This is a genomic window from Pontibacter ramchanderi, assembly GCF_002846395.1.
GTDB lineage: Bacteria > Bacteroidota > Bacteroidia > Cytophagales > Hymenobacteraceae > Pontibacter > Pontibacter ramchanderi.
This window is the reverse complement of the sequence record NZ_PJMU01000002.1, coordinates 509121-534765: the sequence shown is the minus strand read 5'-3', so window position 1 is coordinate 534765 and position 25645 is coordinate 509121. Positions and strand designations below refer to the sequence as shown.

Here is a 25645-nt window from a genome sequence, read left to right as displayed (position 1 = left end):
ATAATATGGCATTTGCAAAAAACAAAAAGCTAACTCAGGACTTCTCCAAAGTAACGATCAGCTTGGCTTCTCCAGAGTCGATTCTGGAGAGATCAAATGGCGAGGTTACAAAGCCTGAGACAATCAACTATAGAACCTATAAGCCTGAGATGGGTGGTCTATTCTGCGAAAGAATATTCGGACCTGTAAAGGACTGGGAATGCCACTGCGGAAAGTATAAGAGAATCAGATATAAAGGTATCATCTGCGACCGTTGCGGTGTAGAGGTTACTGAGAAGAAAGTGCGTCGCGAACGCATGGGCCACATCGAACTGGTAGTTCCAGTGGCACATATCTGGTACTTCAAATCTCTTCCGAATAAAATCGGTTATCTGTTAGGCTTACCGACCAAGAAGCTTGACCAGATCATCTACTATGAAAGATATGTAGTAATCCAGCCAGGTATTTTGGCAGAAGATGGTGTGAACACACTGGACTTCCTGACCGAAGACGAGTACCTGGATATGATTGACAAGCTCCCTCGTGAGAACCAGATGTTGGACAACAATGATCCAAACAAGTTCATCGCGAAGATGGGTGCTGAGGCATTGCAGATGCTATTGGAGCGTACGAATCTGGACGACCTGTCTTACGAGCTTCGTCACGCTGCTGCACACGAGACTTCGCAGCAGCGTAAAGCTGATGCGTTGAAGCGCCTGCGCGTAGTAGAGGCATTCCGTGACGCCGCAACCAGAATCGAAAACAGACCAGAGTGGATGATCATTCGCATGGTACCTGTTATTCCACCAGAACTTCGTCCGCTTGTTCCATTGGACGGTGGTCGTTTCGCTACGTCTGACTTGAACGACCTTTACCGTCGTGTGATCATTCGTAACAACCGTCTGAAGCGTCTGATCGAGATCAAAGCTCCTGAAGTAATTCTTCGTAACGAGAAGCGTATGCTCCAGGAAGCGGTTGACTCCCTGTTCGACAACTCACGTAAAGTGAACGCTGTTCGTGCAGAAGGTAACCGTGCGCTGAAGTCACTTTCTGACATGCTGAAAGGTAAGCAGGGGCGTTTCCGTCAGAACTTGCTTGGTAAGCGTGTTGACTACTCTGGCCGTTCGGTAATTGTGGTTGGTCCTGAACTGAAGCTGCACGAGTGCGGTCTGCCTAAGAACATGGCAGCTGAGCTCTTCAAGCCGTTCATCATCCGCAAGCTGATTGAAAGAGGCATTGTAAAGACTGTAAAGTCAGCCAAGAAAATTGTAGACCGTAAGGACCCTGTTGTTTGGGATATCCTGGAGAACGTGCTGAAAGGCCACCCAGTGCTCCTTAACCGTGCTCCTACGCTCCACAGATTAGGTATTCAGGCATTCCAGCCGAAACTGATCGAAGGTAAGGCGATCCAGCTGCACCCACTGGTTTGTACGGCATTCAACGCCGACTTTGACGGTGACCAGATGGCCGTGCACGTTCCACTGGGACCTGCTGCTGTTCTGGAAGCTTCTATGCTGATGTTAGCTTCGCACAACATCCTGAACCCTGCGAACGGTGCGCCAATTGCGGTACCTTCTCAGGACATGGTACTTGGTCTATACTATGTATCAAAAGGAAAGCGTAGCACAGAAAACGAAACTATACCTGGTGAAGGCATGAGCTTCTACTCAGCAGAGGAAGTAATCATCGCTATCAATGAAGGTCGTTTGTCTAAGCAGGCTTACATTAAGGTAAGAACCAAGGTTAAAAACGACAAAGGCGAACTCGAGACAAAACTGATCGAGACAGTAGCTGGCCGCGTGATTTTCAACCAGTTTGTTCCGGAAGAAGTGGGCTACATCGATGAACTGCTAACGAAGAAGAAACTTCAGCAGATCATTTCCAGAGTCTTCAAAGAGACAGGTATGGCACGTACCGCTCACTTCCTGGACGATATCAAAACACTAGGATTCCAGTCTGCCTACAAAGGTGGTCTGTCAATGGGTCTGGGTGATATCCAGATTCCAGCAGAGAAAGACATCCTGGTGGCTCAGGCCAAGAAAGATGTAGATGCTGTATGGCAGAACTACTCGATGGGTCTGATCACAGACAACGAGCGTTACAACCAGGTAATTGATATCTGGACTCGTATCAACAACCAGATCACGGAAACGTTGATGCGCCGTCTGGAGAATGATGATCAAGGCTTCAACTCGATCTTCATGATGATGCACTCTGGTGCCCGTGGTTCGAGAGAGCAGATTCGTCAGCTCGGAGGTATGCGTGGTCTGATGGCTAAGCCTCAGAAATCATTGCAGGGCTCAGTAGGTGAGATTATCGAGAACCCAATCCTTTCTAACTTTAAGGAAGGTCTGGATGTAATCGAGTACTTCATCTCTACACACGGTGCTCGTAAAGGTCTTGCCGATACGGCCCTTAAAACTGCGGATGCTGGTTACCTAACGCGTCGACTAGTAGACGTATCACAGGACGTGATCGTGAACGAGGAGGACTGCGGTACACTGAGAGGTCTGGAAGTAAGTGCACTGAAAGACAACGAAGATATCGTGGAGTCGCTTTCTGAGCGTATCTTGGGCCGTGTGACTGTACACGATGTATATGATCCAATCACCAATGAACTGATCGTAGAATCAGGTTCAGAAGTGACAGAGGAGATTGCACGCGCTATCGAAAATACTGCTATCGAAACAGTGGAGATTCGCTCGGTACTGACCTGCGAGTCAAAACGTGGTATATGTGCAAAGTGCTACGGCCGTAACCTGGCGACAGGCTTTATGGTGCAGAAAGGTGAGGCTGTTGGTGTAATCGCTGCGCAGTCCATCGGTGAGCCTGGTACACAGTTGACACTCCGTACATTCCACGTGGGTGGTACTGCTTCTAACATTGCAGTAGATGCGATGATCAGAGCTAAGTTCGCGGGTAAGATCGAGTTCGAAGATGTTCGTACGATCGACACTATCAACAACGAAGGTGAGCCAGTGAAAGTAGTAATGGGACGTTCAGGTGAGGTGAAGATTGTTGACCCTGCTACAGGTAAGTTACTTATCAGCAACCACGTGCCTTACGGTTCATTCATTACAGTAAATGAAGGCCAGCAAGTTGAAAAGAATGATCAACTGTGTGTATGGGATCCATATAACGCGGTTATTCTTTCTGAGTTCGACGGAGAAATTGCTTACGAATCGATCATCGAGGGTATCACTTACCGTGAGGAGTCAGATGAGCAGACAGGTTACCGTGAGAAAGTAATTATCGATACAAAAGATAAGACACAGAACCCTGCTATCATCGTGAATCCGAAGAGTGGCGAGTCGAAAGGCTACAACATTCCAGTAGGAGCTCACTTGACAGTAGAAAATGGTGAGAAGATCAAAGCCGGTCAAATCCTGGTGAAGATTCCACGAGCCATTGGTAAAACACGCGACATTACAGGTGGTCTTCCACGCGTGACAGAATTATTCGAGGCACGTAACCCATCTAACCCAGCGGTTGTTTCAGAGATCGATGGTGTAGTAACCTATGGTAGCGTGAAGCGTGGTAACCGTGAAATCTTCATTGAGTCGAAAGACGGTGTGAAGAAAAAGTATATGGTTCCACTTTCTAAGCACATCCTGGTACAGGACAATGACTTTGTTCGTGCAGGTATGCCGCTGTCAGACGGTGCGATTACGCCAACTGATATCCTGAACATTCAGGGTCCGGGTGCAGTGCAAGAGTACCTGGTAAATGAAATCCAGGAGGTATACCGTCTGCAGGGTGTGAAGATCAACGACAAGCACATCGAGGTGGTAGTACGCCAGATGATGCAGAAAGTAGTGATCATCGACGCTGGTGACACCAGCTTCCTAGAGCATCAAGTTGTGGACAAGGTGAACTTCATGGAGGAGAACGACCGCATCATCGACATGAAAGTTGTTGAGGATGCAGGTGACTCTACCAACCTGAAGCCAGGTCAGATCGTGACGGCCAGAAGACTGCGTGACGAGAACTCCAGCCTGAAGCGTCGTGACTTGAAGCTGGTGACTGTACGTGATGCATCACCAGCTGTGTCTCGTCCGACACTACAAGGTATAACGCAGGCTTCATTAGGTACGCAAAGCTTTATCTCTGCAGCCTCGTTCCAGGAAACTACAAAAGTACTGAGCGAAGCAGCTATCAAAGGTAAGGCGGACGAATTACTTGGACTGAAAGAAAATGTGATCGTAGGTCACTTGATTCCGGCTGGTACAGGTCTGCGCGAATATCAGAACCTAATTGTTGGCAGCCAGGAAGAGTATGATTCATTAGTAGAATCTAAAAAGTCTGGAGTAGGAAGCCGCGCCAGACAGCAGGAGCTACAGAATAACAGATAAGCAGGTATGGCAGAGGAACTAAAAAATCAGAATCAAATTAACATTGAGCTATCTGAAGAGATAGCAGAGGGAGAGTACGCCAATCTGGCCATGATCGCTCATTCCAGTGGTGAATTTGTAATTGATTTTATTAGACTGATGCCAGGTTTGCCTAAAGCGAAAGTGAAATCGAGAATCGTTATTACGCCAGAGCATGCCAAAAGATTGTTGGCAGCTCTGGCTGATAACATTCAGAAATTTGAAAACAGCTTTGGGGAAATTAAGCCGGCAAAGGAGGCACCGTCTTTCCCGATGAACTTCGGTGGAACGATAGGTGAAGCCTAAGGTGCTAATAATTAATGGATTAAAATTTTGAATTTGCAAAGTGATTTTCCTACCTTTGCAGACCAAATTTTAGAGTGAAAAATATCTTATAATTAACAAATTATAAATGCCTACTATACAGCAATTAGTAAGAAAAGGAAGAGAGAAGTTGACTTATAACTCAAAATCTCCAGCCTTAGATTCATGCCCACAACGTCGTGGCGTATGCACAAGAGTGTACACAACCACTCCTAAGAAGCCAAACTCAGCTATGCGTAAAGTAGCTAGGGTTAGACTTACAAACGGTAAAGAAGTGAATGCTTATATCCCTGGTGAAGGTCACAACCTTCAGGAGCACTCTATTGTGCTGATCAGAGGAGGTAGAGTAAAAGACCTTCCAGGCGTTCGTTATCACATCGTTCGTGGCGCATTGGATACTGCCGGTGTTAACGGTCGTCTGCAGTCTCGTTCTAAGTATGGAGCGAAAAGACCTAAGCCAGGACAGCCAGCTGCTGCCGCAGGTAAGGGTGGAAAGAAAAAATAATTGATAGCGTAATAATATAATGAGAAAAGCAAAGCCTAAAAGTAGAGTTCTCCTTCCAGATCCAAAGTTCAAAGAGACCCTGGTAACACGTTTCGTAAACTATCTGATGGAAGATGGTAAGAAAAGTATTGCTTATGGTATCTTCTATGATGCTGTAGAATTAGTAGAGCAAAGAACGAAAGAGAACGGCCTTGAAACTTGGAAAAAAGCATTGAACAATGTGATGCCAAGCGTAGAGGTAAAAAGCCGCCGTGTCGGTGGTGCTACTTTCCAAGTGCCGACTGAGGTTCGTCCGGACCGCAGAGTATCTCTTGGTATCAAGTGGATGATTTCTTACGCTCGCAAGAGAGGTGAGAAGACAATGAAAGACAAATTGGCTGGCGAGATCATCGCAGCTGCAAAAGGTGAAGGTGCTGCCGTGAAGAAGAAAGACGACACGCACAGAATGGCCGAGGCAAACAAAGCATTTTCACACTTCAGATTCTAATCAATGGCTAGAGACTTAAAATACACTAGAAACATTGGTATTGCCGCTCACATCGACGCTGGTAAAACAACGACAACAGAGCGTATACTTTATTATACAGGTAAATCTCACAAACTAGGTGAGGTACACGAGGGCGGTGCTACTACCGACTGGATGGAGCAGGAGCAGGAGCGTGGTATTACCATTACTTCAGCTGCTGTAACTGTGAACTGGCCATACAGAGGCAACGATTACCATATCAATATTATTGATACACCTGGTCACGTTGACTTTACAGTAGAAGTAAACCGTTCTCTTCGCGTATTGGATGGTCTTGTTTTCCTTTTCAGTGCAGTAGATGGTGTAGAACCACAGTCTGAAACTAACTGGAGACTTGCTGATAACTACAAAGTTGCCCGTATCGGTTTCGTTAACAAAATGGACCGTTCAGGTGCTGACTTCCTGAATGTATGCCGCCAGGTAAAAGAAATGTTGGGTAGCAATGCCGTAGCACTTCAGTTGCCAATCGGTTCTGAAGATAACTTCAAAGGTGTGGTTGACCTGGTAAACTTCAGAGGCATCGTTTGGAATGAGCAAGATAAAGGCATGACTTTTACAGAAGTTCCTATTCCAGACGATATGTTGGAAGAAGCTGAAGAATACAGAGAGAAGCTTCTGGAAGCTGTGGCAGAGTATGATGAATCATTGATGGAGAAATACTTTGATGATCCTAACTCAATTACAGAAGCTGAGATTTTAGCTGCACTTCGTGCTGCTACTATCGACATGGCAATTGTTCCAATGCTTTGCGGTTCTTCTTTCAAAAATAAAGGTGTACAGACAATGCTTGACTATGTGATGGCACTGCTTCCATCACCTGTTGATAAAGAAAGCATTATTGGTACAAACCCAGACACAGGTGCAGAGGTTGCAAGAAAGCCATCAGAAGCCGATCCATTTGCGGGTCTTGCTTTCAAGATCGCTACTGACCCTTATGTAGGTCGCTTGTGCTTCGTACGTGCATACTCTGGCGTACTTGATTCTGGTTCTTACGTGTATAACTCGCGTTCAGGAAATAAAGAACGTATCTCTCGTATTTTCCAGATGCACGCTAATAAGCAGATCCAGATTGACAAACTGCAGGCTGGTGACATCGCCGCTGTAGTAGGTTTCAAGGACATCAAAACAGGTGATACACTTTGTGCTCAGGAAGCTAAAATCGTTCTGGAGTCAATGGAATTCCCTGAGCCAGTAATTGGTTACGCGATTGAGCCAAAAACACAGGCTGACTCTGATAAGATGGGTATGGCAATTGCCAAACTTGTTGAAGAAGATCCAACGCTTCAGGTAAACACAGACGAGGAGACTGGTCAGACAATCCTAAGAGGTATGGGTGAACTTCACTTGGAGATCATCATCGACCGTATGAAGCGTGAGTTCAAGGTTGAGTTGAACCAAGGTGCTCCTCAGGTAGCTTACAAAGAGACTATCACAAAGTCTGTAGAGCACAGAGAAGTGTTCAAGAAGCAGTCTGGTGGTCGTGGTAAATTTGCCGATATCGTGTTCACAATGGGGCCACGTGAGGATGGCAAGCAGGGACTAGAGTTCGAAAACGCGATTGTGGGTGGTGTGATTCCAAGAGAATTCATTCCAGCTATTCAGAAAGGTTTCGAAGAAGCAATGAAGAATGGTATTCTGGCTGGCTTCCCAATCGACTCGATGAAAGTTCGTCTATTCCACGGTTCATTCCACGACGTTGACTCTGACTCACTTTCATTTGAACTGGCTGCACGTCAGGGCTTCAAAGAAGCAGGTAAGCAGTGTGCTCCGAAACTACTCGAGCCAATTATGGCAGTTGATGTAGTGACTCCAGATGAGTATACAGGTCCTGTAACAGGTGACTTGAACAGAAGAAGAGGTATCATGAAAGGTATGGATACGAAAGGTACATCAACAGTAGTTAAGGCTGATGTTCCACTTTCAGAACTGTTCGGTTATGTAACTGATCTTCGTACGATCACATCAGGTAGAGCCACAGCATCTCTTACTTTCTCTCACTACGAGCAAGTACCACAAAACCTGGCTGATGGCATCATTGCTAAATTAAAAGGAACTGCAGCTAAATAGTAGTAAAAGATAATGAATCAGAAAATTAGAATTAAGCTTAAGTCTTACGACCATAACCTGGTAGACAAGTCTTCAGAGAAGATTGTAAAAGCTGTAAAGGCAACAGGTGCTATCGTAAGCGGACCTATTCCTCTTCCAACAGAGAAAGACAAATTCACTGTGCTTCGTTCACCACACGTGAACAAGAAATCAAGAGAGCAGTTTCAACTTTGCACTTATAAGCGACTGGTTGATATTTACTCAACCAGCTCTAAAACAGTAGACGCCCTGATGAAGCTAGAACTTCCTAGTGGTGTGGATGTTGAAATTAAAGTTTGATAAAAACTGATCGGATATGAAAAAGAGAACCTTCGGGTTCTCTTTTTTTATGCGCTGATTAATAATATTTTAGACAAATGTTGTTATAGAATTTTAAAATTCATTAACTTTGCACTCCCTTAGCAAAAGCTGAAGGGTAAAATCATTATATCCATCTTTTAAAAAACAAGTTGAATGCCTGGAATTATCGGTAAAAAAATCGGAATGACAAGCCTCTTCACAGCAGATGGTAAATACACACCAGTTACGCTTATTCAAGCTGGCCCATGTGTAGTTACTCAGGTGAAGACGGTTGAGACTGATGGCTACGCAGCTGTGCAGCTTGGCTATGGCGACAAAAAGCTGAAGAGAGTAACGAAAGCGGAAGCTGGTCACTACAAGAAAGCTAATACGTCAGCTAAGAAAAAAGTTGCTGAATTCGATACAGAAGGAGTATCACTGAATCTGGGAGATACAGTTGATGTGAATCTGTTCGAAGAAGGAGAGTTCATTGACGTAGTAGGTACGTCAAAAGGTAAAGGTTTCCAAGGTGTTGTAAAGCGCCATAACTTTGCCGGTGTTGGCGGGCAGACGCACGGGCAGCACAACAGAGCTAGACACCCTGGTTCAATCGGTGCATGCTCTTGGCCATCAAGAGTATTTAAAGGTATGCGTATGGCCGGTCGTATGGGCGGTAACCGTGTGAAGATTCAAAACCTGACGGTGGTACGTGTAATCGCAGATAGAAATCTGTTAGTAGTTAGTGGCTCTGTTCCAGGTGCCAAAAATTCTTACGTGTTAATTGAGAAATAAAATGGAGCTTTCTGTATTGAATATTAAAGGTGAGGATACAGGTAGAAAGGTAACACTTTCTGATGCTGTGTTTGGTGCTACGCCAAACGAGCATGCGATGTATCTTGACGTAAAGCAGTACCTGGCTAATCAGAGACAGGGTACGCACAAGTCCAAAGAAAGAAACGAAGTTGCTGGATCTACTAAGAAGATCAAAAAGCAAAAGGGAACTGGTGGTGCTCGTGCAGGTAGCTTGAAAGCCCCTCTTTTTGTTGGTGGTGGTAGAGTATTTGGTCCGAGACCAAGGAACTACAGCTTTAAGCTAAACAAAAAGCTGAAAGAAGTAGCACGTATTTCTGCGCTTTCATTACTCGCAAAAGATAATAAGGTTTCTTTACTAGAGTCTTTCACATTTGAGACTCCAAAGACGAAAGAATTCAAAAGCATCTTGGGCAATCTAAAGGTAGAAGGCAAAACTTTGCTGGTTATACCTGCAGTTGATAAGAACGTTGTACTTTCTGGCCGCAACCTTAACAAGGTAAAGATTTCTACAGCTAGCGATTTAAATACATACGATTTGTTGAATACAGACCGTGTACTGCTGGTTGAAGATTCAGTTAACATTATTGAAAACCTCTTAAGCGCATAACATTATGATACTGAAGAAACCACTTCTGACGGAAAAATTCGCTGCCATGAATGAGGTTGGAAAGTATGCTTTTGAGGTGAACATCAAAGCCAACAAAGTAGAAATCAAGAAGGCAGTTGAGAAACTTTATGGAGTTACTGTTGAGAAAGTAGCTACCATGAAAACACAAGGCAAAGTTAAAAGCAAATACACTAAGTCTGGTGCTGTAACTGGCCGTACGTCTTCCAAAAAGAAAGCAATCGTTACCTTGAAAGAGGGCGAAGTAATAGACTTTTACAGCAGCATTTAATTAAATAACAATGGCTTTAAAGAAGTTAAGACCAACAACACCAGGTCAAAGATTCCGTGTAGCGCCGGCGTTCGATGAGATCACCACCGCTACTCCAGAGAAATCTTTGTTGGCACCGAGTAAAAAATCTGGTGGACGCAATAACTCAGGCAGAATGACGATGCGCTATATGGGCGGTGGTCATAAGCAAAAGTACAGAGTAATAGACTTTAAGCGTTCAAAGCATGGAGTACCAGCCACGGTAAAGACTATTGAGTACGATCCAAACAGAACAGCACGCATCGCCCTGCTTTACTATGCAGATGGTGAGAAAAGCTATATCATTGCTCCATCTGGCATGCAGGTTGGAACAGAGATCGTTTCTGGCCCTGGAGTAGCTCCTGAAGTAGGCAATTGCCTTCCTTTATCTGATATTCCTCTTGGTACTATCATCCATAACATCGAGTTGCAGCCAGGTCAAGGCGCAACACTTGCTAGAAGCGCAGGTTCTTATGCCCAGCTGGTAGCAAGAGAAGGTCGTTATGCAACTATTAAATTGCCTTCAGGTGAACTTAGAATGGTATTGGTAAACTGCTACGCAACAGTAGGTACAGTTTCTAATTCAGACCATATGAATGTGAAGATCGGTAAAGCCGGTCGTAACAGATGGTTAGGTAAGCGTCCAAGAGTTCGTGGTGTAGCGATGAACCCAGTTGATCACCCTATGGGTGGTGGTGAAGGTAAGTCATCAGGCGGTCACCCACGTTCACGCAAAGGCTTACTGGCTAAAGGTCTTAAGACTCGCAGCAAGAAGAAGCATTCTGAGAAACTTATAGTTAATAGAGGAAAGAAATAGTAAATGGCTAGATCATTAAAAAAAGGGCCTTATATTGACTATAGGCTCGAGAAGAAAGTAGACGTGATGAACGAGTCTGGTAAGAAGACTGTTATCAAGACTTGGTCACGCAGATCCATGATTTCTCCGGATTTCGTTGGACACACATTCGCAGTTCACAATGGTAACAAATTCATACCAGTATATGTGACTGAGAACATGGTAGGACACAAGCTCGGTGAGTTTGCACCAACCAGAAACTTTAGAGGTCATATTGCTAAAAAAGATAAAGGCAAGCGATAAAATGGAAGCAGTAGCAAGACTAAGAAACGTACCTACTTCTCCTCGCAAAATGCGATTAGTTGCGGGTTTGGTACGTGGTAAGAGCGTAAACAAGGCTCTTGGCCTATTAAAATTCGAAGCAAATTCAGGCGCTGCCAGAATCGAGAAACTTCTTTTATCAGCCCTATCAAATTGGCAACAGAAGAACGAGGATTCACGCATTGAAGATGCAAATCTTTACATCAAAGAGATCTTTGTAGATGAAGGTAAGATGCTGAAGCGTCTTCGCCCTGCTCCTCAGGGACGTGGTTACCGCATCAGAAAAAGATCAAATCACGTGACACTCGTGATTGACAGCATGACTGAAGAGCAACTCGAGCAACAGCAAACTAAGAAATCTAAAAAAGCCAATAAGTAAGAATATGGGACAGAAAGTAAATCCGATCGGTTTTCGCCTAGGAGTTATCAAAGGTTGGGATTCTAACTGGTATGGTGGCAAAGATTTCGCTGAGAAGCTGGTTGAAGACGAGAAAATCAGAAAGTATATTTTAGCGCGTATCCCTAAAGGTGGCATTTCTAAAATCATTATTGAGAGAACCCTTAAGCGCATAACCATCACTGTTAATACAGCTCGCCCAGGCGTAGTAATTGGCAAAGGTGGTCAGGAAGTAGATAAGATCAAGGAAGAGCTCAAGAAGCTTACTAACAAAGATGTTCAGATCAACATTTTTGAAATTAAGCGCCCTGAGCTTGATGCTAAATTGGTTGGCGAATCTATCGCCCAGCAGTTGCAGGCCCGTATCTCTTTCCGTCGTGCTATGAAGCAAGCTATTGCTTCTGCGCTGCGTGTAGGTGCTGAAGGTATAAAGGTGCAGGTTTCAGGTCGTTTGGGCGGTGCTGAAATGGCCCGTACTGAGCACTACAAAGAGGGTAGAACTCCACTTCATACTCTTCGTGCCGATATTGACTATGCCTTGTCTGAAGCTCAGACAGTTTATGGTAAGCTAGGTATCAAAGTTTGGATCTTCAAAGGTGAGGTTTATGGTAAGAAAGATCTTACTCCAAATGCTGGCCTAGAAACTAAAGGAGGACCTGGAGCACAAGGTGGAAGTGGTGACAGAAGAAGCCGTGGTGGTGAGCGTGGCGACCGTAAGAAAACGGACGGAGCTGCCAAGCCACGTAAGCGTCGTCAATAATTGATTGATAACATTATTAAGTTTTAGAAAATGTTACAGCCTAAAAGGACTAAATATAGAAAAATGCAAAAAGGCCGCGTGAAAGGTCTGGCTCATAGAGGCAGTACTATTTCATTTGGTTCTTTTGCCATCAAATCTCTTGAAGCATCTTGGATCACAAGCCGTCAGATTGAGGCAGCTCGTATAGCCATGACAAGAGCAATGAAACGTGAGGGTCAGGTTTGGATCCGTATTTTCCCTGATAAACCAGTTACGAAGAAGCCTGCAGAGGTTCGTATGGGTAAGGGTAAAGGTTCGCCTGAGTATTGGGTAGCCGTTGTGAAGCCAGGTACCATCATGTTTGAATCTGACGGAGTACCTCTGGAAGTAGCTCAGGAGTCTTTAAGACTTGCCGCTCAGAAGCTACCAGTTAAAACAAAGTTTGTAGTACGTAGAGATTACGTTGAGAAATAGTATATGAAAAATTCAGAGATTAAAGCTTTGTCTTTAGAAGAGCTGAAAGAGAAGCTTAATACGGAGCAAACAACCATGCAAAACCTGCGTTTTGCACATGCTATCTCTCCGTTGGAAAATCCGATGAAAATCCGTGAGACGAAAAAATCTATTGCTCGTCTGAATACAGAAATTCGTCGCCGTGAAATTGAAGCTAACTCTTAATACTTAATAGAAATCATGGAAGAGAGAAATCTTAGAAAAGAAAGAAGTGGTAAGGTTGTTAGCAACAAGATGGACAAATCTATCACTGTACTGGTGGAAAGCAGAATGAAACACCCGATTTACGGTAAGTTCGTTAGCAAGTCCAACAAATTCATGGCTCACGACGAGAAAAACGAGTGCAACATCGGTGATATCGTGCGCATTCAGGAAACGCGTCCTTTAAGCAAGAATAAGAACTGGCGTTTAGTAGAAATTATAGAAAGGGCTAAATAAGATGATACAGCAGGAATCAAGATTGAACGTAGCCGATAACAGTGGTGCTAAAGAAGTGCTTTGCATCCGTGTTTTAGGTGGTACAGGCAAGAAATACGCTTCTATAGGAGATAGAATCGTTGTAACTGTAAAATCAGCCCTTTCTTCTGGTAACGTTAAAAAGGGAACTGTTTCTAAAGCAGTTATTGTAAGAACAAAGAAAGAGATCAGAAGGAAAGACGGTTCTTATATCCGTTTTGACGATAATGCCGCTGTACTTCTGAACGCTAACAACGAGCCTCGTGGTACGCGTATTTTCGGTCCGGTTGCAAGAGAGCTTCGTGAAAAGCAATTCATGAAAATTGTTTCGTTGGCACCTGAAGTTCTTTAATCATTAATTCAGACATCAAGATGAATAAGAAAAAACTTCATGTAAAAACTGGCGATACGGTTAAAGTGATTGCCGGTGATGACCGCGGAAAAACAGGCCGCATTACAGCTGTTAATATTGAGAAGCAAAGAGTAACTGTTGAGGGAATCAATATGGTGACTAAGCACGCAAAGCCGAGCGCCAAGAATCCTCAAGGTGGTATCTCTAAAATGGAAGCTCCTATTCATGCCAGCAACGTAGCTTTAGTAGACCCTAAGTCAGGTGAAACTGCTAAGGCTGGCAGAAGAAAAAACAGCGAAGGTAAAACAGAGCGTTATTCTAAAAAATCAGGAGAAGTAATCTAATATGGCAACTGCAAGATTTAAAGAAAAATATCAGAAGGAGGTTGTGCCTGCCCTGAAAGAGAAGTTCCAGTACAAGAACGTAATGCAGGTGCCAAAGATCACAAAGATCTCCATCAACAAAGGTATCGGTGCTGCAGTTGCAGATAAGAAACTTGTTGATATCGGTGTAGAGGAGCTTACAACTATCTCTGGTCAGAAAGCTGTCGCTACTATCGCGAAGAAGTCAGTTTCTAACTTCAAGTTGCGTGAGGGTATGCCAATTGGTGCGCGCGTAACCCTTAGAGGTGAGCGCATGTACGAGTTCATGGATCGTCTTTTGACAATTGCTCTCCCGCGTGTACGTGACTTTAGAGGTGTAAGTGATAAAGGTTTTGATGGTCGTGGCAACTATACCCTGGGTATAAAAGAGCAGATCATTTTCCCTGAGATCAGCATTGATAAAATTAAAGCCATTAGTGGTATGGATATTACCTTTGTAACAACTGCTCAGACAGATGAGGAGAGTTACGAATTGCTTAAAGCGTTTGGTATGCCTTTCACTAATATTAAGAAATAAGAAAAATGGCTAAAGAAGCAGTAAAAGCGAGAGAGCTTAAAAGACAGAAGTTAGTAGCTAAGTACGCTGCGAAGCGTGCTGAACTGAAAGCTAAAGGAGATTACGAAGGACTTGACAAACTTCCTAAGAATTCATCTCCAGTAAGGTTACATAACCGTTGCAAGCTTTCTGGCAGACCACGTGGTTACATGAGAAAATTCGGTATATCACGTGTAGTGTTCAGAGAACTGGCTGTTATGGGTAAAATTCCTGGTGTAACAAAATCGAGCTGGTAATTTTTTCTTAACATATTAAGAAAGAAGAAAAGATATTCTTATCTTTGCCGCTCGCTTAGAAAAAGCGTTCAAGATTTAAGTGATTCATAATGAACTCAGATCCAATAGCAGATTATTTAACTAGAGTGCGTAACGCCATCAAAGCGAACCACAGAGTAGTTGAAATACCATCTAGCAATATCAAGAAAGAGATTACAAAAGTATTGTACGACAAAGGATACATTCAAAGCTATAAGTTTGATGATTCTTCAGTACAGGGTACTATCAAAATCGCTCTGAAATACAATCCTACCACTAAGCAGTCTGCTATTGTGAAACTTGAGAGGATTAGTAAGCCAGGGCTTCGTAAGTATACCGGAAATGACAACCTGCCACGCGTACTTAACGGTCTGGGCATTGCAATATTGTCAACTTCCAAAGGTGTGATGACTGAAAAAGAAGCTAAGTCACTCAACGTTGGTGGCGAGGTATTGTGTTACGTTTACTAATAAGGAGGATAGACAATGTCACGTATAGGAAAATTGCCAATCACTCTGCCAAGCAATGTTGAAATTGCAATTGCAAAAGACAACGTTGTGACAGTAAAAGGTCCTAAAGGTTCGCTTACTACTCCGGTAGATAAAGACATTATTGTGAAGCAGGAGGATAACCAGATACTGGTAGAGCGTCCTACTGAGCAAAAACGTCACAAAGCTATGCATGGTCTTTATCGTTCACTGATCAATAACATGGTTGTTGGTGTGAGTGAAGGTTATAAGGAGCAGCTAGAACTTGTAGGTGTAGGTTACAAAGCAACTGTACAAGGAAACGTACTCGAGCTTGCATTGGGATACTCACACAATATCTTTTTGGCCATGCCATCAGAAGTAACAGCAACTGCAGTTACTGAAAAAGGTAAGGCTCCGGTTATTACGCTTGAGAGCAATGACAAGCAATTAATCGGTCAGGTAGCTGCCAAAATCAGATCACTGCGCAAAGTAGAGCCATACAAAGGTAAAGGTATCCGCTTTGTAGGTGAAGTTGTAAGAAGAAAAGCTGGTAAGACAGCGTCTAAATAATCATCATCATGTCTGTTAATAAAGTATCAAGAAGACTTAGAATTAAGAGAAGTATCAGAAACAAGATTTCTGGTACTTCTGCCAGACCTAGATTATCTGTTTTTAGAAGCAACAAAGCTATCTATGCACAGTTAATCGATGACACTACAGGAAAAACTTTGGCGGCTGCCTCTTCTGCGAAGCTCGACGGTGTAACCAACGCTAATATTTCAGTGTCCAATCAGGTTGGAAAAGAAATAGGGGCTAAAGCTCTCGAGTTAGGTATCTCTCAGGTGGTGTTTGACCGTTCTGGATATCTTTACCATGGTAACGTAAAATCATTGGCTGAAGGCGCTCGCGAAGCAGGCCTTAAATTCTAAGAATTATGTTGAAAAATAATATTCGTAGTGTGAAGGCTAGCGAGATCGAACTCAAAGAAAGAGTAGTAGCGATCAACCGTGTAGCCAAAGTTGTTAAAGGTGGTAGAAGATTCAGCTTTGCTGCCATTGTAGTAGTTGGCGATGGTAATGGTGTTGTTGGCTATGGTCTTGGCAAAGCCAATGAAGTAACTGACGCTATTGCAAAAGGTATAGATGATGCAAAGAAGAACTTAGTTAAAGTTCCACTGTATCATCACACTGTTCCTCACGCGATGGAAGGCAAATACTCAGGTGGATTTGTGCTTGTAAAGCCTGCTGCACCTGGTACTGGCGTAATTGCTGGTGGTGCCATGCGTGCCGTGCTTGAAAGTGCTGGAATCAAAGATGTACTTTGCAAGTCAAAAGGATCTTCTAACCCACACAACGTGGTAAAAGCAACTTTTGATGCTTTGTCTAAGATGCGTGATCCTTTGGCCGTAGCTCAGCAGCGTGGTGTTAATTTGCAGAAAGTATTTAACGGTTAATTGAGATGGCTAAAGTAACAATCACACAAGTTAAAAGCATTATTGACAGACCAAAGAACCAAAAGCTTACGATTAAAGCGCTTGGTCTTGGTAAAATCAATAAATCAGTAACTGTTGAGAAAACGCCTCAGATTGCTGGTATGATCAACAAGGTTCACAATTTAGTAGAAGTAAAGGACATTTAATATGTATTTGAATTCATTAAAACCTGCAGAAGGGTCTGTTAAGACTAGAAAGAGAATAGGCAGAGGAACTGGCTCAGGTAGAGGTGGAACTTCTACTAGAGGTCATAAAGGTGCTAAGTCTCGTTCAGGCTACTCTCAGAAGTCTGGTTTTGAAGGTGGACAAATGCCACTCCAGAGACGAGTTCCTAAGTTTGGTTTCAAAAACTTCAACAGAGTAGAGTATAAAGGAATAAATTTAGATGTTCTGGAGTCTTTGGCTACAGATACTAATGAAAAAGTTTTTAACTTTGATTTCTTCAAGGCACACGGTTTAGTGTCCAAGAATGACAAAGTGAAAATCTTAGGTAGAGGAGAGATTACTAAGGCGGTTGAAATTCACGCTCATGCTTTTTCTCAGACTGCCATTTCATCTATCGAAAAAGCAGGCGGTAAAACAGTAGCCCTTTAATTTTTATGAAGAAGTTTATAACAACAATTAAGAACATTTTTGCTATTGATGATCTAAGGGTACGTATACTCAATACCCTAGGTTTTATAGCTATATTTAGATTAGGTTCTTATGTTGTTTTACCTGGTATAGATCCTAACCAATTAACCTCTAACACTGAAGGCATATTTGGTCTGTTAGATACATTCTTAGGTGGAGCATTCAGCAATGCTTCCATCTTTGCGTTAGGAATTATGCCATACATTTCGGCTTCTATCGTATTACAGCTACTTACCATAGCAGTTCCTTATTTTCAAAAAATGCAGAAGGAGGGTGAGTCTGGTCGAAAGAAAATCAACCAAATCACCCGAGTTCTTACCATTATTATTACACTTGCTCAAGCCGTGGGCTTTGTAGCCACCATCAATAGTGAAGCGATTGTGGTGAATACAACCTTGTTTACAATCAGTTCTATGATTGTATTGACATCAGGAACTATTTTCTGTATGTGGCTAGGTGAGAGAATTACTGATAAAGGTATAGGCAATGGTATATCAATGCTTATCATGATAGGCATTATTTCCCGATTCCCTGGGGCTATTGTCGCTGAAGCTTTATCAAAAGAATTGAATGGTGCTTTATTGTTTATTTTCGAGTTAATCGTTCTGTTCTTCGTTGTCATGTCTGTTGTAATGCTGACTCAGGCTGTAAGACGCATACCTGTTCAGTATGCTAAACAAGTTGGTGGAAGCTCACTTTATAGTGGACAGCGTCAATTTATACCATTAAAGGTGAATGCGGCTGGTGTAATGCCAATCATCTTTGCCCAATCACTTATGTTTTTGCCTTCTATGATTGCTTCAATCTGGGCAGATTCAAATGAAACGGCCAGCTACATTGGAGCTACATTTTCTGATTTTACTTCCTGGCAGTACAATGTGGTATTTGGCTTGATGATCTTAATCTTCACTTACTTTTACACTGCGATTACAGTTAACCCTAACCAAATAGCTGATGACTTGAAGCGAAGCGGTGGGTTTGTACCAGGTGTGAAACCAGGGCGTGCTACTTCAGAGTATATCGATAATATTCTCACCAAAATCACCCTCCCTGGCGCTATTTACTTAGCACTTGTAGCTATTTTCCCGGCCATCGCTATGTTATTCGGAGTTACAAGAGAGTTTGCTCAGTTCTATGGTGGCACATCACTCATCATCATGGTAGGGGTTGTGCTTGATACCTTGAAGCAAATTGAAAGTTATTTACTAATGCGTCACTATGATGGCATGATGAAGTCTGGAAAGCTTAGAGGCAGAACAGAAAACATTGCCATGGTATCTTAATAAATGGTTTTTTACAAGACTGAAGAAGAAATTGAGCTAATTCGCCAGAGTGCTTTAATCTTAAGTAAAGCACATGGCGAAATAGCTCTTCTTATAAAAGAGGGGGTATCCACTCTATCACTGGATAAAAGAGCTGAAGAGTTCATCCGAGATCATGGCGCTGTCCCATCTTTTAAAAATTACAATGGATTTCCTTTTAGCCTTTGTATCTCGGTAAACTCTACCGTAGTGCACGGAATGCCAAGTAATTATGTTTTGAACGATCAGGACATAATTTCTGTTGACTGTGGTGTCTATTACAAAGGGTTTCATAGTGACTGTGCTTATACCCATGGAGTAGGCAATATATCAGAAGAAGTACTTCAACTCTTGGAAGTAACAAAGGAGTCACTTTACAAAGGGATCGAAAAGGCTGTGGTTGGTAATAGGCTTGGTGACATCAGTCATGCTATTCAAACACATGCTGAGACTTCTAAGTATGGAGTTGTACGTGAATTAGTAGGTCATGGTATTGGCCGGAATTTACATGAATCTCCTGAAGTACCTAACTATGGTAAACGTGGTCAGGGACTAAAGCTTCAGAATGGCTTAGTTTTAGCGATCGAGCCTATGGTGAATCTGGGTACACGCTATATTGTACAGGAAGAGGACGGTTGGACAATCTGTACCCGAGACAATAAACCATCGGCGCATTTCGAGCATACAGTGGTTATAAGAAAAGACAAAGCAGAAGTATTAACAACTTTTGATTACATAGATAAAGCTAAACAACAATAAATGGCGAAGCAGTCCTCTATCGAGCAAGACGGTACTATCATCGAAGCATTATCAAATGCAATGTTCCGGGTAGAGTTAGAAAATGGTCATCAGGTGGTTGCGCATATCTCAGGTAAAATGAGAATGAACTACATTAAAATTCTGCCAGGTGACCGCGTAAAGTTGGAGATGTCTCCCTATGATTTAACTAAAGGAAGAATTGTTTATCGTTATAAATAACTACAATGAAAGTCAAAGCATCAGTAAAAAAGAGAAGTGTTGACTGTAAGATTATCCGTCGCAAGGGTAAGCTTTACGTTATCAACAAAAAGAATCCAAGATATAAACAAAGACAAGGATAATTATTAATTATGGCAAGAATAGCAGGAGTTGATATTCCGGACAACAAAAGAGGAGAGATCTCTTTGACTTACATTTTTGGTATAGGTCGTAATCTCTCTGTGCAAATCCTAAACAAAGCCGGGGTGGATCTTGACAAAAAGGTGAAAGACTGGACCGAAGATGAGGCTAATGAGATCAGAAATATCATTGCAGCTGAGATCAAAACAGAAGGTGTTCTGAGATCAGAAGTGCAATTGCATATTAAGCGTCTTCTTGATATTGGCTGTTACCGTGGTTTGAGACACCGTAAAGGTCTACCTGTACGTGGTCAGCGCACGAAGAATAACTCGCGCACAAGAAAGGGTAAGCGTAAGACAGTAGCAAACAAGAAGAAAGCTTCTAAATAATTTTTGATCATGGCTCAGAAAAGAAAAGACAAAGCTAAGAAGCGTGTTGTAGTTGTTGAATCAACAGGCCAGGTACACATCAAAGCTTCTTTCAACAATATTATTATCTCAGTAACCAATAATGCAGGACAAGTTATCTCTTGGGCTTCTGCTGGTAAAATGGGTTTTAAAGGTTCTAAAAAGAACACTCCTTACGCTGCACAAATGGCAGCTTCAGATTGCGCCAAAGTTGCTTACGACTTAGGTATGCGCAAAGCTGAAGTTTTTGTTAAAGGTCCTGGTGCAGGTAGAGAGTCCGCCATCCGTACTGTACAGAACACGGGCATCGAAGTAACAACAATCAAAGATGTTACGCCACTTCCTCACAACGGATGTCGTCCTCCTAAACGCAGAAGAGTTTAATTAGTAATTCAGATTAAATACAATGGCAAGATATACTGGTCCTAAAAGCAAAATCTCCAGAAAGTTTAACGAGGAGATTTTTGGCCCAAGCAAAGCATTAAAAAAGAAAAGCTATCCTCCGGGACAGCACGGACGTGGTCGCCGTAAGAAGCAGTCAGAATATGCGCTTCAGCTTTCTGAAAAGCAAAAAGCTAAGTTTATTTATGGCATGCTTGAGAAGCAATTCGCAAACCTGTTTGAAAAAGCTGCCAGAAAAGGCGGTGTAACTGGTGAGCAGTTCCTGACTCTGCTTGAGTCAAGACTTGATAACACTGTTTACAGATTGGGTATTGCCCCTACAAGAAGAGCGGCTCGTCAGCTTGTATTGCACAAGCACATCACTGTTAACGGTGAGATTGTAAACATACCTTCCTATAGCTTAAAAGTTGGTGATTCGGTAGCTGTAAGAGAGAAGTCAAAATCTCTTGAAGCAATTACAACTAGTCTGAGCGTACGTAATGCACGTGCATTTAGCTGGTTAGAGTGGGATGCAGCTGAGATGGTTGGTAAATTTGTGTCTGCGCCACAGCGTGACCAGATCCCTGAGAAGATTCAGGAGCAGCTAATCGTTGAGTTTTACTCTAAGTAAGCCGCGTAATCAATTTTTAACCTTTAACACTGCAAGTATGTCAATATTAGCATTTCAAATGCCAGAGAAAGTTGTAATGGAAAAAGCCGACGACTTTCATGGTTTATTTGAATTCAAGCCGCTTGAAAAAGGTTACGGAGTAACCATCGGTAATGCTTTGCGAAGAATTTTGCTCTCTTCTCTGGAAGGATATGCAATAACTAGCGTTCGCATACCTGGTGTACTGCACGAGTTCTCGTCTGTTGAAGGCGTTGTAGAGGATGTATCTGATATTATCCTCAACCTGAAAATGGTTCGCTTTAAGAAAATAAGCGAAGTGATCGATGATAAAATCACCGTTTCCATTTCAGGTCAGGATAAGTTTTTAGCTGGCGATATCAGCAAGTTTTCTACAAGCTTTGAGGTATTAAACCCAGAGCTGGTAATTTGCAACCTGGATAAGAACATGACGCTGGAGGTTGAGCTTACTATTCAGAAGGGACGTGGTTACGTTCCTGCTGAAGAAAATAAGCCAGCAGATCAAGTGTTTGGTCTCATTCCAATCGATGCGATCTTCACGCCAATTAAGAATGTAAAGTTCAGTGTTGAAAATACACGCGTTGAGCAGAAGACTGACTATGAAAAGCTAGTGCTTGACATACAGACTGACGGTTCTATTCATCCTGAGGATGCGCTTAAAGGTGCTGCCAATATTTTGATCCAGCACTTCATGCTCTTCTCTGACAACACGATGACATTCGAGACAGCCAAGCCTGAAGAGGAGGAAGCTGTAGACGAGGAACTGCTGCACATGCGTAAAGTACTGAAGACTTCGCTTCAGGACATGGATCTTTCTGTAAGAGCGTACAACTGCCTGAAGGCTGCCGATATTAAAACACTCGGTGACCTGGTTCAGCTTGATATCTCTGACATGATGAAGTTCCGTAACTTTGGTAAGAAGTCACTCACAGAGCTTGAGAACCTAGTGCAAGAGAAAGGCCTGACTTTTGGCATGGACCTTTCTAAGTATAAATTAGAAGAAGATTAATCAATCTACGGCATAATTCCCGATCCCCGGGTGGGTTGATCGACGGTATGCACGTGCACAATTCAAATTAATGAGACACGGTAAAAAAATCAATCACTTAGGAAGAACCGCTTCGCATCGCAAAGCAATGTTGTCTAATATGGCAGCATCTCTTATCCTGCACAAGCGTCTTTCTACTACAGTAGCAAAAGCGAAAGCACTACGCAAGTATGTTGAGCCTCTACTAACAAAATCTAAAAACGATACAACTCACTCCAGAAGAACTGTTTTTGCTTACCTGCAGGACAAAGAGTCTGTGAAAGAGTTGTTCGACGAAGTATCTGTAAAGATTGCTAACAGACCAGGTGGTTACACTCGTATCCTGAAAACTGGTTACAGACTAGGTGACAACGCAGAAATGTGTGTGATCGAGCTTGTTGACTACAACGAGGATATGCTGACTACAACTGGTGCTGCCGGTGGTGCTAAGAAAACTCGTCGTCGTTCTTCTTCTAAGAAAAAAGGTGCTGAGTCTACTGAGGCTTCTGCTCCAGCAACTCCAGAAGCAGAGGGCACTAAAGATGAAACAAAAGATGCTGAATAAGCTTCATTTGTGAAATATTGCAAAGGGACATGACGTAAGTCGTGTCCCTTTTTTATTTTTGTACCAAATTTTAAAAATGAAGAAACACACAACTTCCGAAGCTATTCTTTTATTGCAAGATGGTACCGTGTTCACGGGCAAAAGCCTGGGGCGAATAGGTACAACAGGTGGCGAGTTATGCTTTAATACAGGTATGACGGGCTATCAGGAAATCTTCACCGATCCTTCTTATTATGGCCAGCTAGTTGTCACTACATTTTCACACATAGGGAACTATGGTGTACAATCTGAAGAGGTTGAATCAGACAAGGTACAGATCAATGGTCTGGTATGTAAGGAGTTTTCCCACTTCTTCTCACGTAAAACGGCCGAAGGTTCTTTGCAGGAATATTTCGAAAATGCAGGTATAGTCGGCATTTGCGAGATTGATACTCGCGCATTGGTTCGCCATATTCGCGACAAAGGTGCGATGAACGGTATCATTTCTTCTGAAACTGCTGATGTAGCTGAGCTTAAGAAGAGGCTGGCAGAAGTCCCATCCATGGCTGGGCTGGAGCTGTCTTCGCACGTAAGTACGCCTGCCGTATACGAAATGAAGCCTGCTGAAGTAAAGTATAAGGTGGCAGTGCTGGATCTTGGTGTGAAACGCAATAGCCTCAATAACCTGGTGGCGCGTGGCTGTGAAGTGAAAGTGTTCCCTTACAACACGCCATTTGAAGAGATGGAGAAATGGAATCCGGACGGTTACTTCATTTCAAACGGTCCTGGTGATCCTGCTGCAACTACCATTGCTATCGACAGCGTAAAGCAGATTCTCGATAAGAACCGACCTATGTTTGGTATCTGCATGGGGCATCAGATGCTGGCGCAGGCAAATGGTATCGCTACTTATAAGATGCACAATGGTCACAGAGGTTTGAATCATCCGGTGAAAAACCTAATTACAGGTCTAAGTGAAATCACTTCCCAGAACCATGGATTTGTGGTAGATTCGGAGCAACTGAAGAACCACCCAGACGTAGAAGTGACGCATATCAACCTCAACGATAACACAGTAGAAGGTATACGCATGAAGACGAAGCCGGCTTTTTCGGTGCAGTATCACCCGGAGTCTTCTCCAGGCCCGCACGATTCTACTTACCTGTTTGATGATTTCATTGCCCTGCTAGAGCAAAACAAGTAAAACTATATAAAAACAAACCAATGAGCTTAATTACAGATATTAAAGCCCGCCAGATCTTTGATTCGAGAGGCAACCCAACAGTAGAAGTGGATGTGTTTACTGAGAGCGGTGTATTGGGCCGTGCTGCTGTACCATCAGGCGCCTCTACGGGTGTGCACGAGGCGGTAGAACTCCGTGACGGCGACAAAGGAAAGTACATGGGCAAAGGTGTGCTGCAGGCCGTAAACAATGTAAACGAGAAAATAGCTGAAGAGCTTGTTGGTTTTCCGGTGTTTGAGCAGAACCTGCTCGACAAGATCATGATCGAGCTGGATGGCTCGGAGAATAAGGGCAACCTCGGTGCAAATGCTATACTTGGTGTGTCGCTGGCGATTGCCCGTGCTGCAGCGCAGGAACTGGGCATGCCACTTTACCGCTACGTAGGTGGTGTTAACGCTAATACACTGCCTGTGCCAATGATGAACATCCTGAACGGTGGCAGCCACGCAGACAATGCCATCGACTTCCAGGAGTTCATGATCATGCCAGTAGGTGCTCCTTCTTTCTCTGAAGCGCTGCGTATGGGATCTGAGGTATTCCATCACCTGAAGAACGTGCTGAAGAAAAAAGGTCTTTCTACCAACGTAGGTGACGAAGGTGGCTTTGCGCCGAACATTGCTTCTAACGTAGAGGCGATCGAAGTGGTACTGCAGGCTATCGAGGCAGCAGGTTACAAGCCAGGCGACGATATGATGATCGCCATGGACGCGGCCAGCTCTGAGTTCTATGACAAATCTACAGGCCTTTATACCTTCAAGAAATCTACTGGCGATAAGCTGACCTCCTCTGAAATGGTAAGTTACTGGAAAGAGTGGACAGAGAAATACCCAATCGCTTCGATTGAAGACGGTATGGACGAAGACGACTGGAAAGGCTGGAAGGAACTGACTGAGACGATTGGCAACAAGGTACAGCTGGTGGGCGATGACTTGTTCGTAACGAACGTAAACCGTCTGCAGCAAGGTATAGACCAGGGTGTAGCCAACTCCATTTTGATCAAAGTGAACCAGATCGGTACGCTGACGGAGACAATTAATGCTATTAACCTGGGCCTGCGCCACGGGTATAAGAGTGTGATGTCGCACCGCTCCGGCGAGACAGAGGACAACACGATCGCTGACTTGGCGGTGGCCCTTAACACAGGCCAGATCAAGACAGGTTCGGCTTCCCGCTCTGACCGTATGGCCAAGTACAACCAGCTGCTTCGCATTGAGGAGGAGCTGGGAGAAGTGGCTTATTATCCTGGAAAGAAGTTCTAACGAACATCCTGAAAATATTTTAGGCATAAGGCTGTGGGTTTATGACTCACAGCCTTATTTTTGTGTAAAGCCCTCAGGATAATATCTATAGTTTTCTATATATGCTTCAACGTATACCTAAGTTTTTCCGCAGTTTCTATTTCATAACAGGTATGCTGTTCTTGGTATGGATGCTATTTTTCGACTCCAACGACTTTATCACGCAGTATCGCATGAGCCGTCAGCTCAGCATACTGGAGCAGGACAAGGAGCACTACTTGGAAAAAATGGAGGAAGTGCAGCAGGACCGGGAGGAGCTGATGGGGAATCCGGAGCTGCTTGAAAAGTTTGCCCGTGAGAAATACCTGATGAAGCGTCCGGGAGAGGATGTATTTATCGTGGTGCCGAAGAAAGAAAAATAAGGTAAAGATCCCTTAGGTGAATCTTAAGAAAGCTGTTTAGAAGAACAGCTTTCTGCATTTATAAGCCAAGTGTTTTCTCTTATGAAGTTCCAAAGGCAGAACGCTAGGTATAAACCTTGCCATTCCCATACCTCCCTTAAATTTTTCGTAACTTTGC

The 25645-nt window shown here is 43.4% G+C and carries 38 protein-coding genes; all 38 read left to right on the top strand.

Annotated elements, in window-relative coordinates:
- Window positions 1–5 precede the first annotated feature (5 nt).
- Complete coding sequence (gene rpoC, locus BD749_RS09220; protein ID WP_101444085.1) at window positions 6–4331, top strand: DNA-directed RNA polymerase subunit beta'; 4326 nt, start codon at window positions 6–8, stop codon at window positions 4329–4331.
- A gap of 6 nt (window positions 4332–4337) precedes the next feature.
- Entirely contained in the window at window positions 4338–4655 is a 318-nt protein-coding gene (locus BD749_RS09215) for a DUF3467 domain-containing protein (RefSeq protein WP_101444084.1), read from the top strand.
- A 106-nt stretch (window positions 4656–4761) separates the two neighbouring features.
- Window positions 4762–5178, top strand: a complete 417-nt coding sequence (gene rpsL, locus BD749_RS09210) for a 30S ribosomal protein S12 (RefSeq protein ID WP_076669251.1) — start codon at window positions 4762–4764, stop codon at window positions 5176–5178.
- Window positions 5179–5197: 19 nt separating this feature from the next.
- Entirely contained in the window at window positions 5198–5665 is a 468-nt protein-coding gene (rpsG, locus tag BD749_RS09205; protein WP_007654316.1) for a 30S ribosomal protein S7, read from the top strand.
- Window positions 5666–5668: 3 nt separating this feature from the next.
- Window positions 5669–7771, top strand: a complete 2103-nt coding sequence (gene fusA, locus BD749_RS09200; protein ID WP_101444083.1) for an elongation factor G — start codon at window positions 5669–5671, stop codon at window positions 7769–7771.
- A gap of 12 nt (window positions 7772–7783) precedes the next feature.
- On the top strand, window positions 7784–8089 hold the full coding sequence (rpsJ, locus tag BD749_RS09195) for a 30S ribosomal protein S10 (protein WP_007654312.1): 306 nt from the start codon (window positions 7784–7786) through the stop codon (window positions 8087–8089).
- 174 nt (window positions 8090–8263) lie between these two features.
- On the top strand, window positions 8264–8881 hold the full coding sequence (gene rplC, locus BD749_RS09190) for a 50S ribosomal protein L3 (protein WP_101444082.1): 618 nt from the start codon (window positions 8264–8266) through the stop codon (window positions 8879–8881).
- Between the two features lies 1 nt (window position 8882).
- Entirely contained in the window at window positions 8883–9509 is a 627-nt protein-coding gene (gene rplD, locus BD749_RS09185; protein WP_101444081.1) for a 50S ribosomal protein L4, read from the top strand.
- Window position 9510: 1 nt separating this feature from the next.
- Window positions 9511–9798 (top strand): 50S ribosomal protein L23, encoded by a 288-nt coding sequence (rplW, locus tag BD749_RS09180; RefSeq protein WP_040573765.1) that lies wholly within the window; start codon window positions 9511–9513, stop codon window positions 9796–9798.
- 10 nt (window positions 9799–9808) lie between these two features.
- Window positions 9809–10633, top strand: coding sequence for a 50S ribosomal protein L2 (gene rplB / locus BD749_RS09175; RefSeq protein ID WP_101444080.1), 825 nt, complete (start codon window positions 9809–9811; stop codon window positions 10631–10633).
- Between the two features lie 3 nt (window positions 10634–10636).
- Window positions 10637–10915 (top strand): 30S ribosomal protein S19, encoded by a 279-nt coding sequence (gene rpsS, locus BD749_RS09170; RefSeq protein ID WP_076420878.1) that lies wholly within the window; start codon window positions 10637–10639, stop codon window positions 10913–10915.
- A gap of 1 nt (window position 10916) precedes the next feature.
- Window positions 10917–11312, top strand: coding sequence for a 50S ribosomal protein L22 (gene rplV, locus BD749_RS09165; protein ID WP_101444079.1), 396 nt, complete (start codon window positions 10917–10919; stop codon window positions 11310–11312).
- Window positions 11313–11316: 4 nt separating this feature from the next.
- Window positions 11317–12090 carry a 30S ribosomal protein S3 gene (gene rpsC / locus BD749_RS09160; protein ID WP_101444078.1) on the top strand — a complete coding sequence of 258 codons (774 nt, stop codon included), beginning with the start codon at window positions 11317–11319 and terminating at the stop codon, window positions 12088–12090.
- Window positions 12091–12120: 30 nt separating this feature from the next.
- On the top strand, window positions 12121–12543 hold the full coding sequence (gene rplP / locus BD749_RS09155; protein ID WP_101444077.1) for a 50S ribosomal protein L16: 423 nt from the start codon (window positions 12121–12123) through the stop codon (window positions 12541–12543).
- 3 nt (window positions 12544–12546) lie between these two features.
- Window positions 12547–12747: a 50S ribosomal protein L29 gene (gene rpmC / locus BD749_RS09150; RefSeq protein ID WP_076669271.1), complete on the top strand. Its 201-nt coding sequence runs from the start codon at window positions 12547–12549 to the stop codon at window positions 12745–12747.
- Between the two features lie 15 nt (window positions 12748–12762).
- Window positions 12763–13020, top strand: a complete 258-nt coding sequence (gene rpsQ, locus BD749_RS09145) for a 30S ribosomal protein S17 (RefSeq protein WP_101444076.1) — start codon at window positions 12763–12765, stop codon at window positions 13018–13020.
- Between the two features lies 1 nt (window position 13021).
- Window positions 13022–13390: a 50S ribosomal protein L14 gene (gene rplN / locus BD749_RS09140; RefSeq protein WP_076420876.1), complete on the top strand. Its 369-nt coding sequence runs from the start codon at window positions 13022–13024 to the stop codon at window positions 13388–13390.
- 20 nt (window positions 13391–13410) lie between these two features.
- Window positions 13411–13734 carry a 50S ribosomal protein L24 gene (gene rplX, locus BD749_RS09135; protein ID WP_101444075.1) on the top strand — a complete coding sequence of 108 codons (324 nt, stop codon included), beginning with the start codon at window positions 13411–13413 and terminating at the stop codon, window positions 13732–13734.
- Window position 13735: 1 nt separating this feature from the next.
- The gene (rplE, locus tag BD749_RS09130; protein WP_101444074.1) at window positions 13736–14290 is read left to right on the top strand and encodes a 50S ribosomal protein L5; all 555 of its coding nucleotides are present in this window, start codon (window positions 13736–13738) and stop codon (window positions 14288–14290) included.
- Window positions 14291–14295: 5 nt separating this feature from the next.
- On the top strand, window positions 14296–14565 hold the full coding sequence (gene rpsN / locus BD749_RS09125; RefSeq protein ID WP_007654283.1) for a 30S ribosomal protein S14: 270 nt from the start codon (window positions 14296–14298) through the stop codon (window positions 14563–14565).
- A gap of 89 nt (window positions 14566–14654) precedes the next feature.
- On the top strand, window positions 14655–15053 hold the full coding sequence (rpsH, locus tag BD749_RS09120; protein ID WP_101444073.1) for a 30S ribosomal protein S8: 399 nt from the start codon (window positions 14655–14657) through the stop codon (window positions 15051–15053).
- A 15-nt stretch (window positions 15054–15068) separates the two neighbouring features.
- A complete protein-coding gene (rplF, locus tag BD749_RS09115; RefSeq protein ID WP_101444072.1) occupies window positions 15069–15623 on the top strand; it encodes a 50S ribosomal protein L6 in 555 nt (184 codons plus the stop codon).
- Between the two features lie 8 nt (window positions 15624–15631).
- A complete protein-coding gene (gene rplR, locus BD749_RS09110) occupies window positions 15632–15982 on the top strand; it encodes a 50S ribosomal protein L18 (protein ID WP_101444071.1) in 351 nt (116 codons plus the stop codon).
- Window positions 15983–15987: 5 nt separating this feature from the next.
- Window positions 15988–16506, top strand: a complete 519-nt coding sequence (gene rpsE, locus BD749_RS09105; protein ID WP_101444070.1) for a 30S ribosomal protein S5 — start codon at window positions 15988–15990, stop codon at window positions 16504–16506.
- Window positions 16507–16511: 5 nt separating this feature from the next.
- Window positions 16512–16691: a 50S ribosomal protein L30 gene (gene rpmD / locus BD749_RS09100; protein ID WP_076669288.1), complete on the top strand. Its 180-nt coding sequence runs from the start codon at window positions 16512–16514 to the stop codon at window positions 16689–16691.
- A 1-nt stretch (window position 16692) separates the two neighbouring features.
- Window positions 16693–17139 carry a 50S ribosomal protein L15 gene (rplO, locus tag BD749_RS09095; protein WP_101444069.1) on the top strand — a complete coding sequence of 149 codons (447 nt, stop codon included), beginning with the start codon at window positions 16693–16695 and terminating at the stop codon, window positions 17137–17139.
- Window positions 17140–17144: 5 nt separating this feature from the next.
- Window positions 17145–18461 carry a preprotein translocase subunit SecY gene (gene secY, locus BD749_RS09090; protein ID WP_101444068.1) on the top strand — a complete coding sequence of 439 codons (1317 nt, stop codon included), beginning with the start codon at window positions 17145–17147 and terminating at the stop codon, window positions 18459–18461.
- Between the two features lie 3 nt (window positions 18462–18464).
- Entirely contained in the window at window positions 18465–19238 is a 774-nt protein-coding gene (gene map, locus BD749_RS09085) for a type I methionyl aminopeptidase (protein ID WP_101444067.1), read from the top strand.
- Window positions 19239–19457, top strand: coding sequence for a translation initiation factor IF-1 (gene infA / locus BD749_RS09080; RefSeq protein WP_018476861.1), 219 nt, complete (start codon window positions 19239–19241; stop codon window positions 19455–19457). It abuts the gene before it with no gap.
- A 5-nt stretch (window positions 19458–19462) separates the two neighbouring features.
- Window positions 19463–19579: a 50S ribosomal protein L36 gene (gene rpmJ / locus BD749_RS09075; RefSeq protein WP_045688470.1), complete on the top strand. Its 117-nt coding sequence runs from the start codon at window positions 19463–19465 to the stop codon at window positions 19577–19579.
- 9 nt (window positions 19580–19588) lie between these two features.
- Window positions 19589–19966: a 30S ribosomal protein S13 gene (rpsM, locus tag BD749_RS09070; protein ID WP_076669293.1), complete on the top strand. Its 378-nt coding sequence runs from the start codon at window positions 19589–19591 to the stop codon at window positions 19964–19966.
- A 9-nt stretch (window positions 19967–19975) separates the two neighbouring features.
- A complete protein-coding gene (rpsK, locus tag BD749_RS09065; RefSeq protein WP_018476863.1) occupies window positions 19976–20368 on the top strand; it encodes a 30S ribosomal protein S11 in 393 nt (130 codons plus the stop codon).
- 22 nt (window positions 20369–20390) lie between these two features.
- Window positions 20391–20996, top strand: a complete 606-nt coding sequence (gene rpsD / locus BD749_RS09060; RefSeq protein ID WP_101444066.1) for a 30S ribosomal protein S4 — start codon at window positions 20391–20393, stop codon at window positions 20994–20996.
- Window positions 20997–21033: 37 nt separating this feature from the next.
- Window positions 21034–22023 carry a DNA-directed RNA polymerase subunit alpha gene (locus BD749_RS09055; protein WP_076669296.1) on the top strand — a complete coding sequence of 330 codons (990 nt, stop codon included), beginning with the start codon at window positions 21034–21036 and terminating at the stop codon, window positions 22021–22023.
- Window positions 22024–22093: 70 nt separating this feature from the next.
- Window positions 22094–22606, top strand: a complete 513-nt coding sequence (gene rplQ / locus BD749_RS09050; protein WP_040573755.1) for a 50S ribosomal protein L17 — start codon at window positions 22094–22096, stop codon at window positions 22604–22606.
- A gap of 76 nt (window positions 22607–22682) precedes the next feature.
- The gene (carA, locus tag BD749_RS09045; RefSeq protein ID WP_101444065.1) at window positions 22683–23789 is read left to right on the top strand and encodes a glutamine-hydrolyzing carbamoyl-phosphate synthase small subunit; all 1107 of its coding nucleotides are present in this window, start codon (window positions 22683–22685) and stop codon (window positions 23787–23789) included.
- A 20-nt stretch (window positions 23790–23809) separates the two neighbouring features.
- Window positions 23810–25087, top strand: coding sequence for a phosphopyruvate hydratase (gene eno, locus BD749_RS09040; RefSeq protein WP_101444064.1), 1278 nt, complete (start codon window positions 23810–23812; stop codon window positions 25085–25087).
- Between the two features lie 101 nt (window positions 25088–25188).
- Entirely contained in the window at window positions 25189–25488 is a 300-nt protein-coding gene (locus BD749_RS09035; RefSeq protein WP_101444063.1) for an FtsB family cell division protein, read from the top strand.
- Window positions 25489–25645 lie beyond the last annotated feature (157 nt).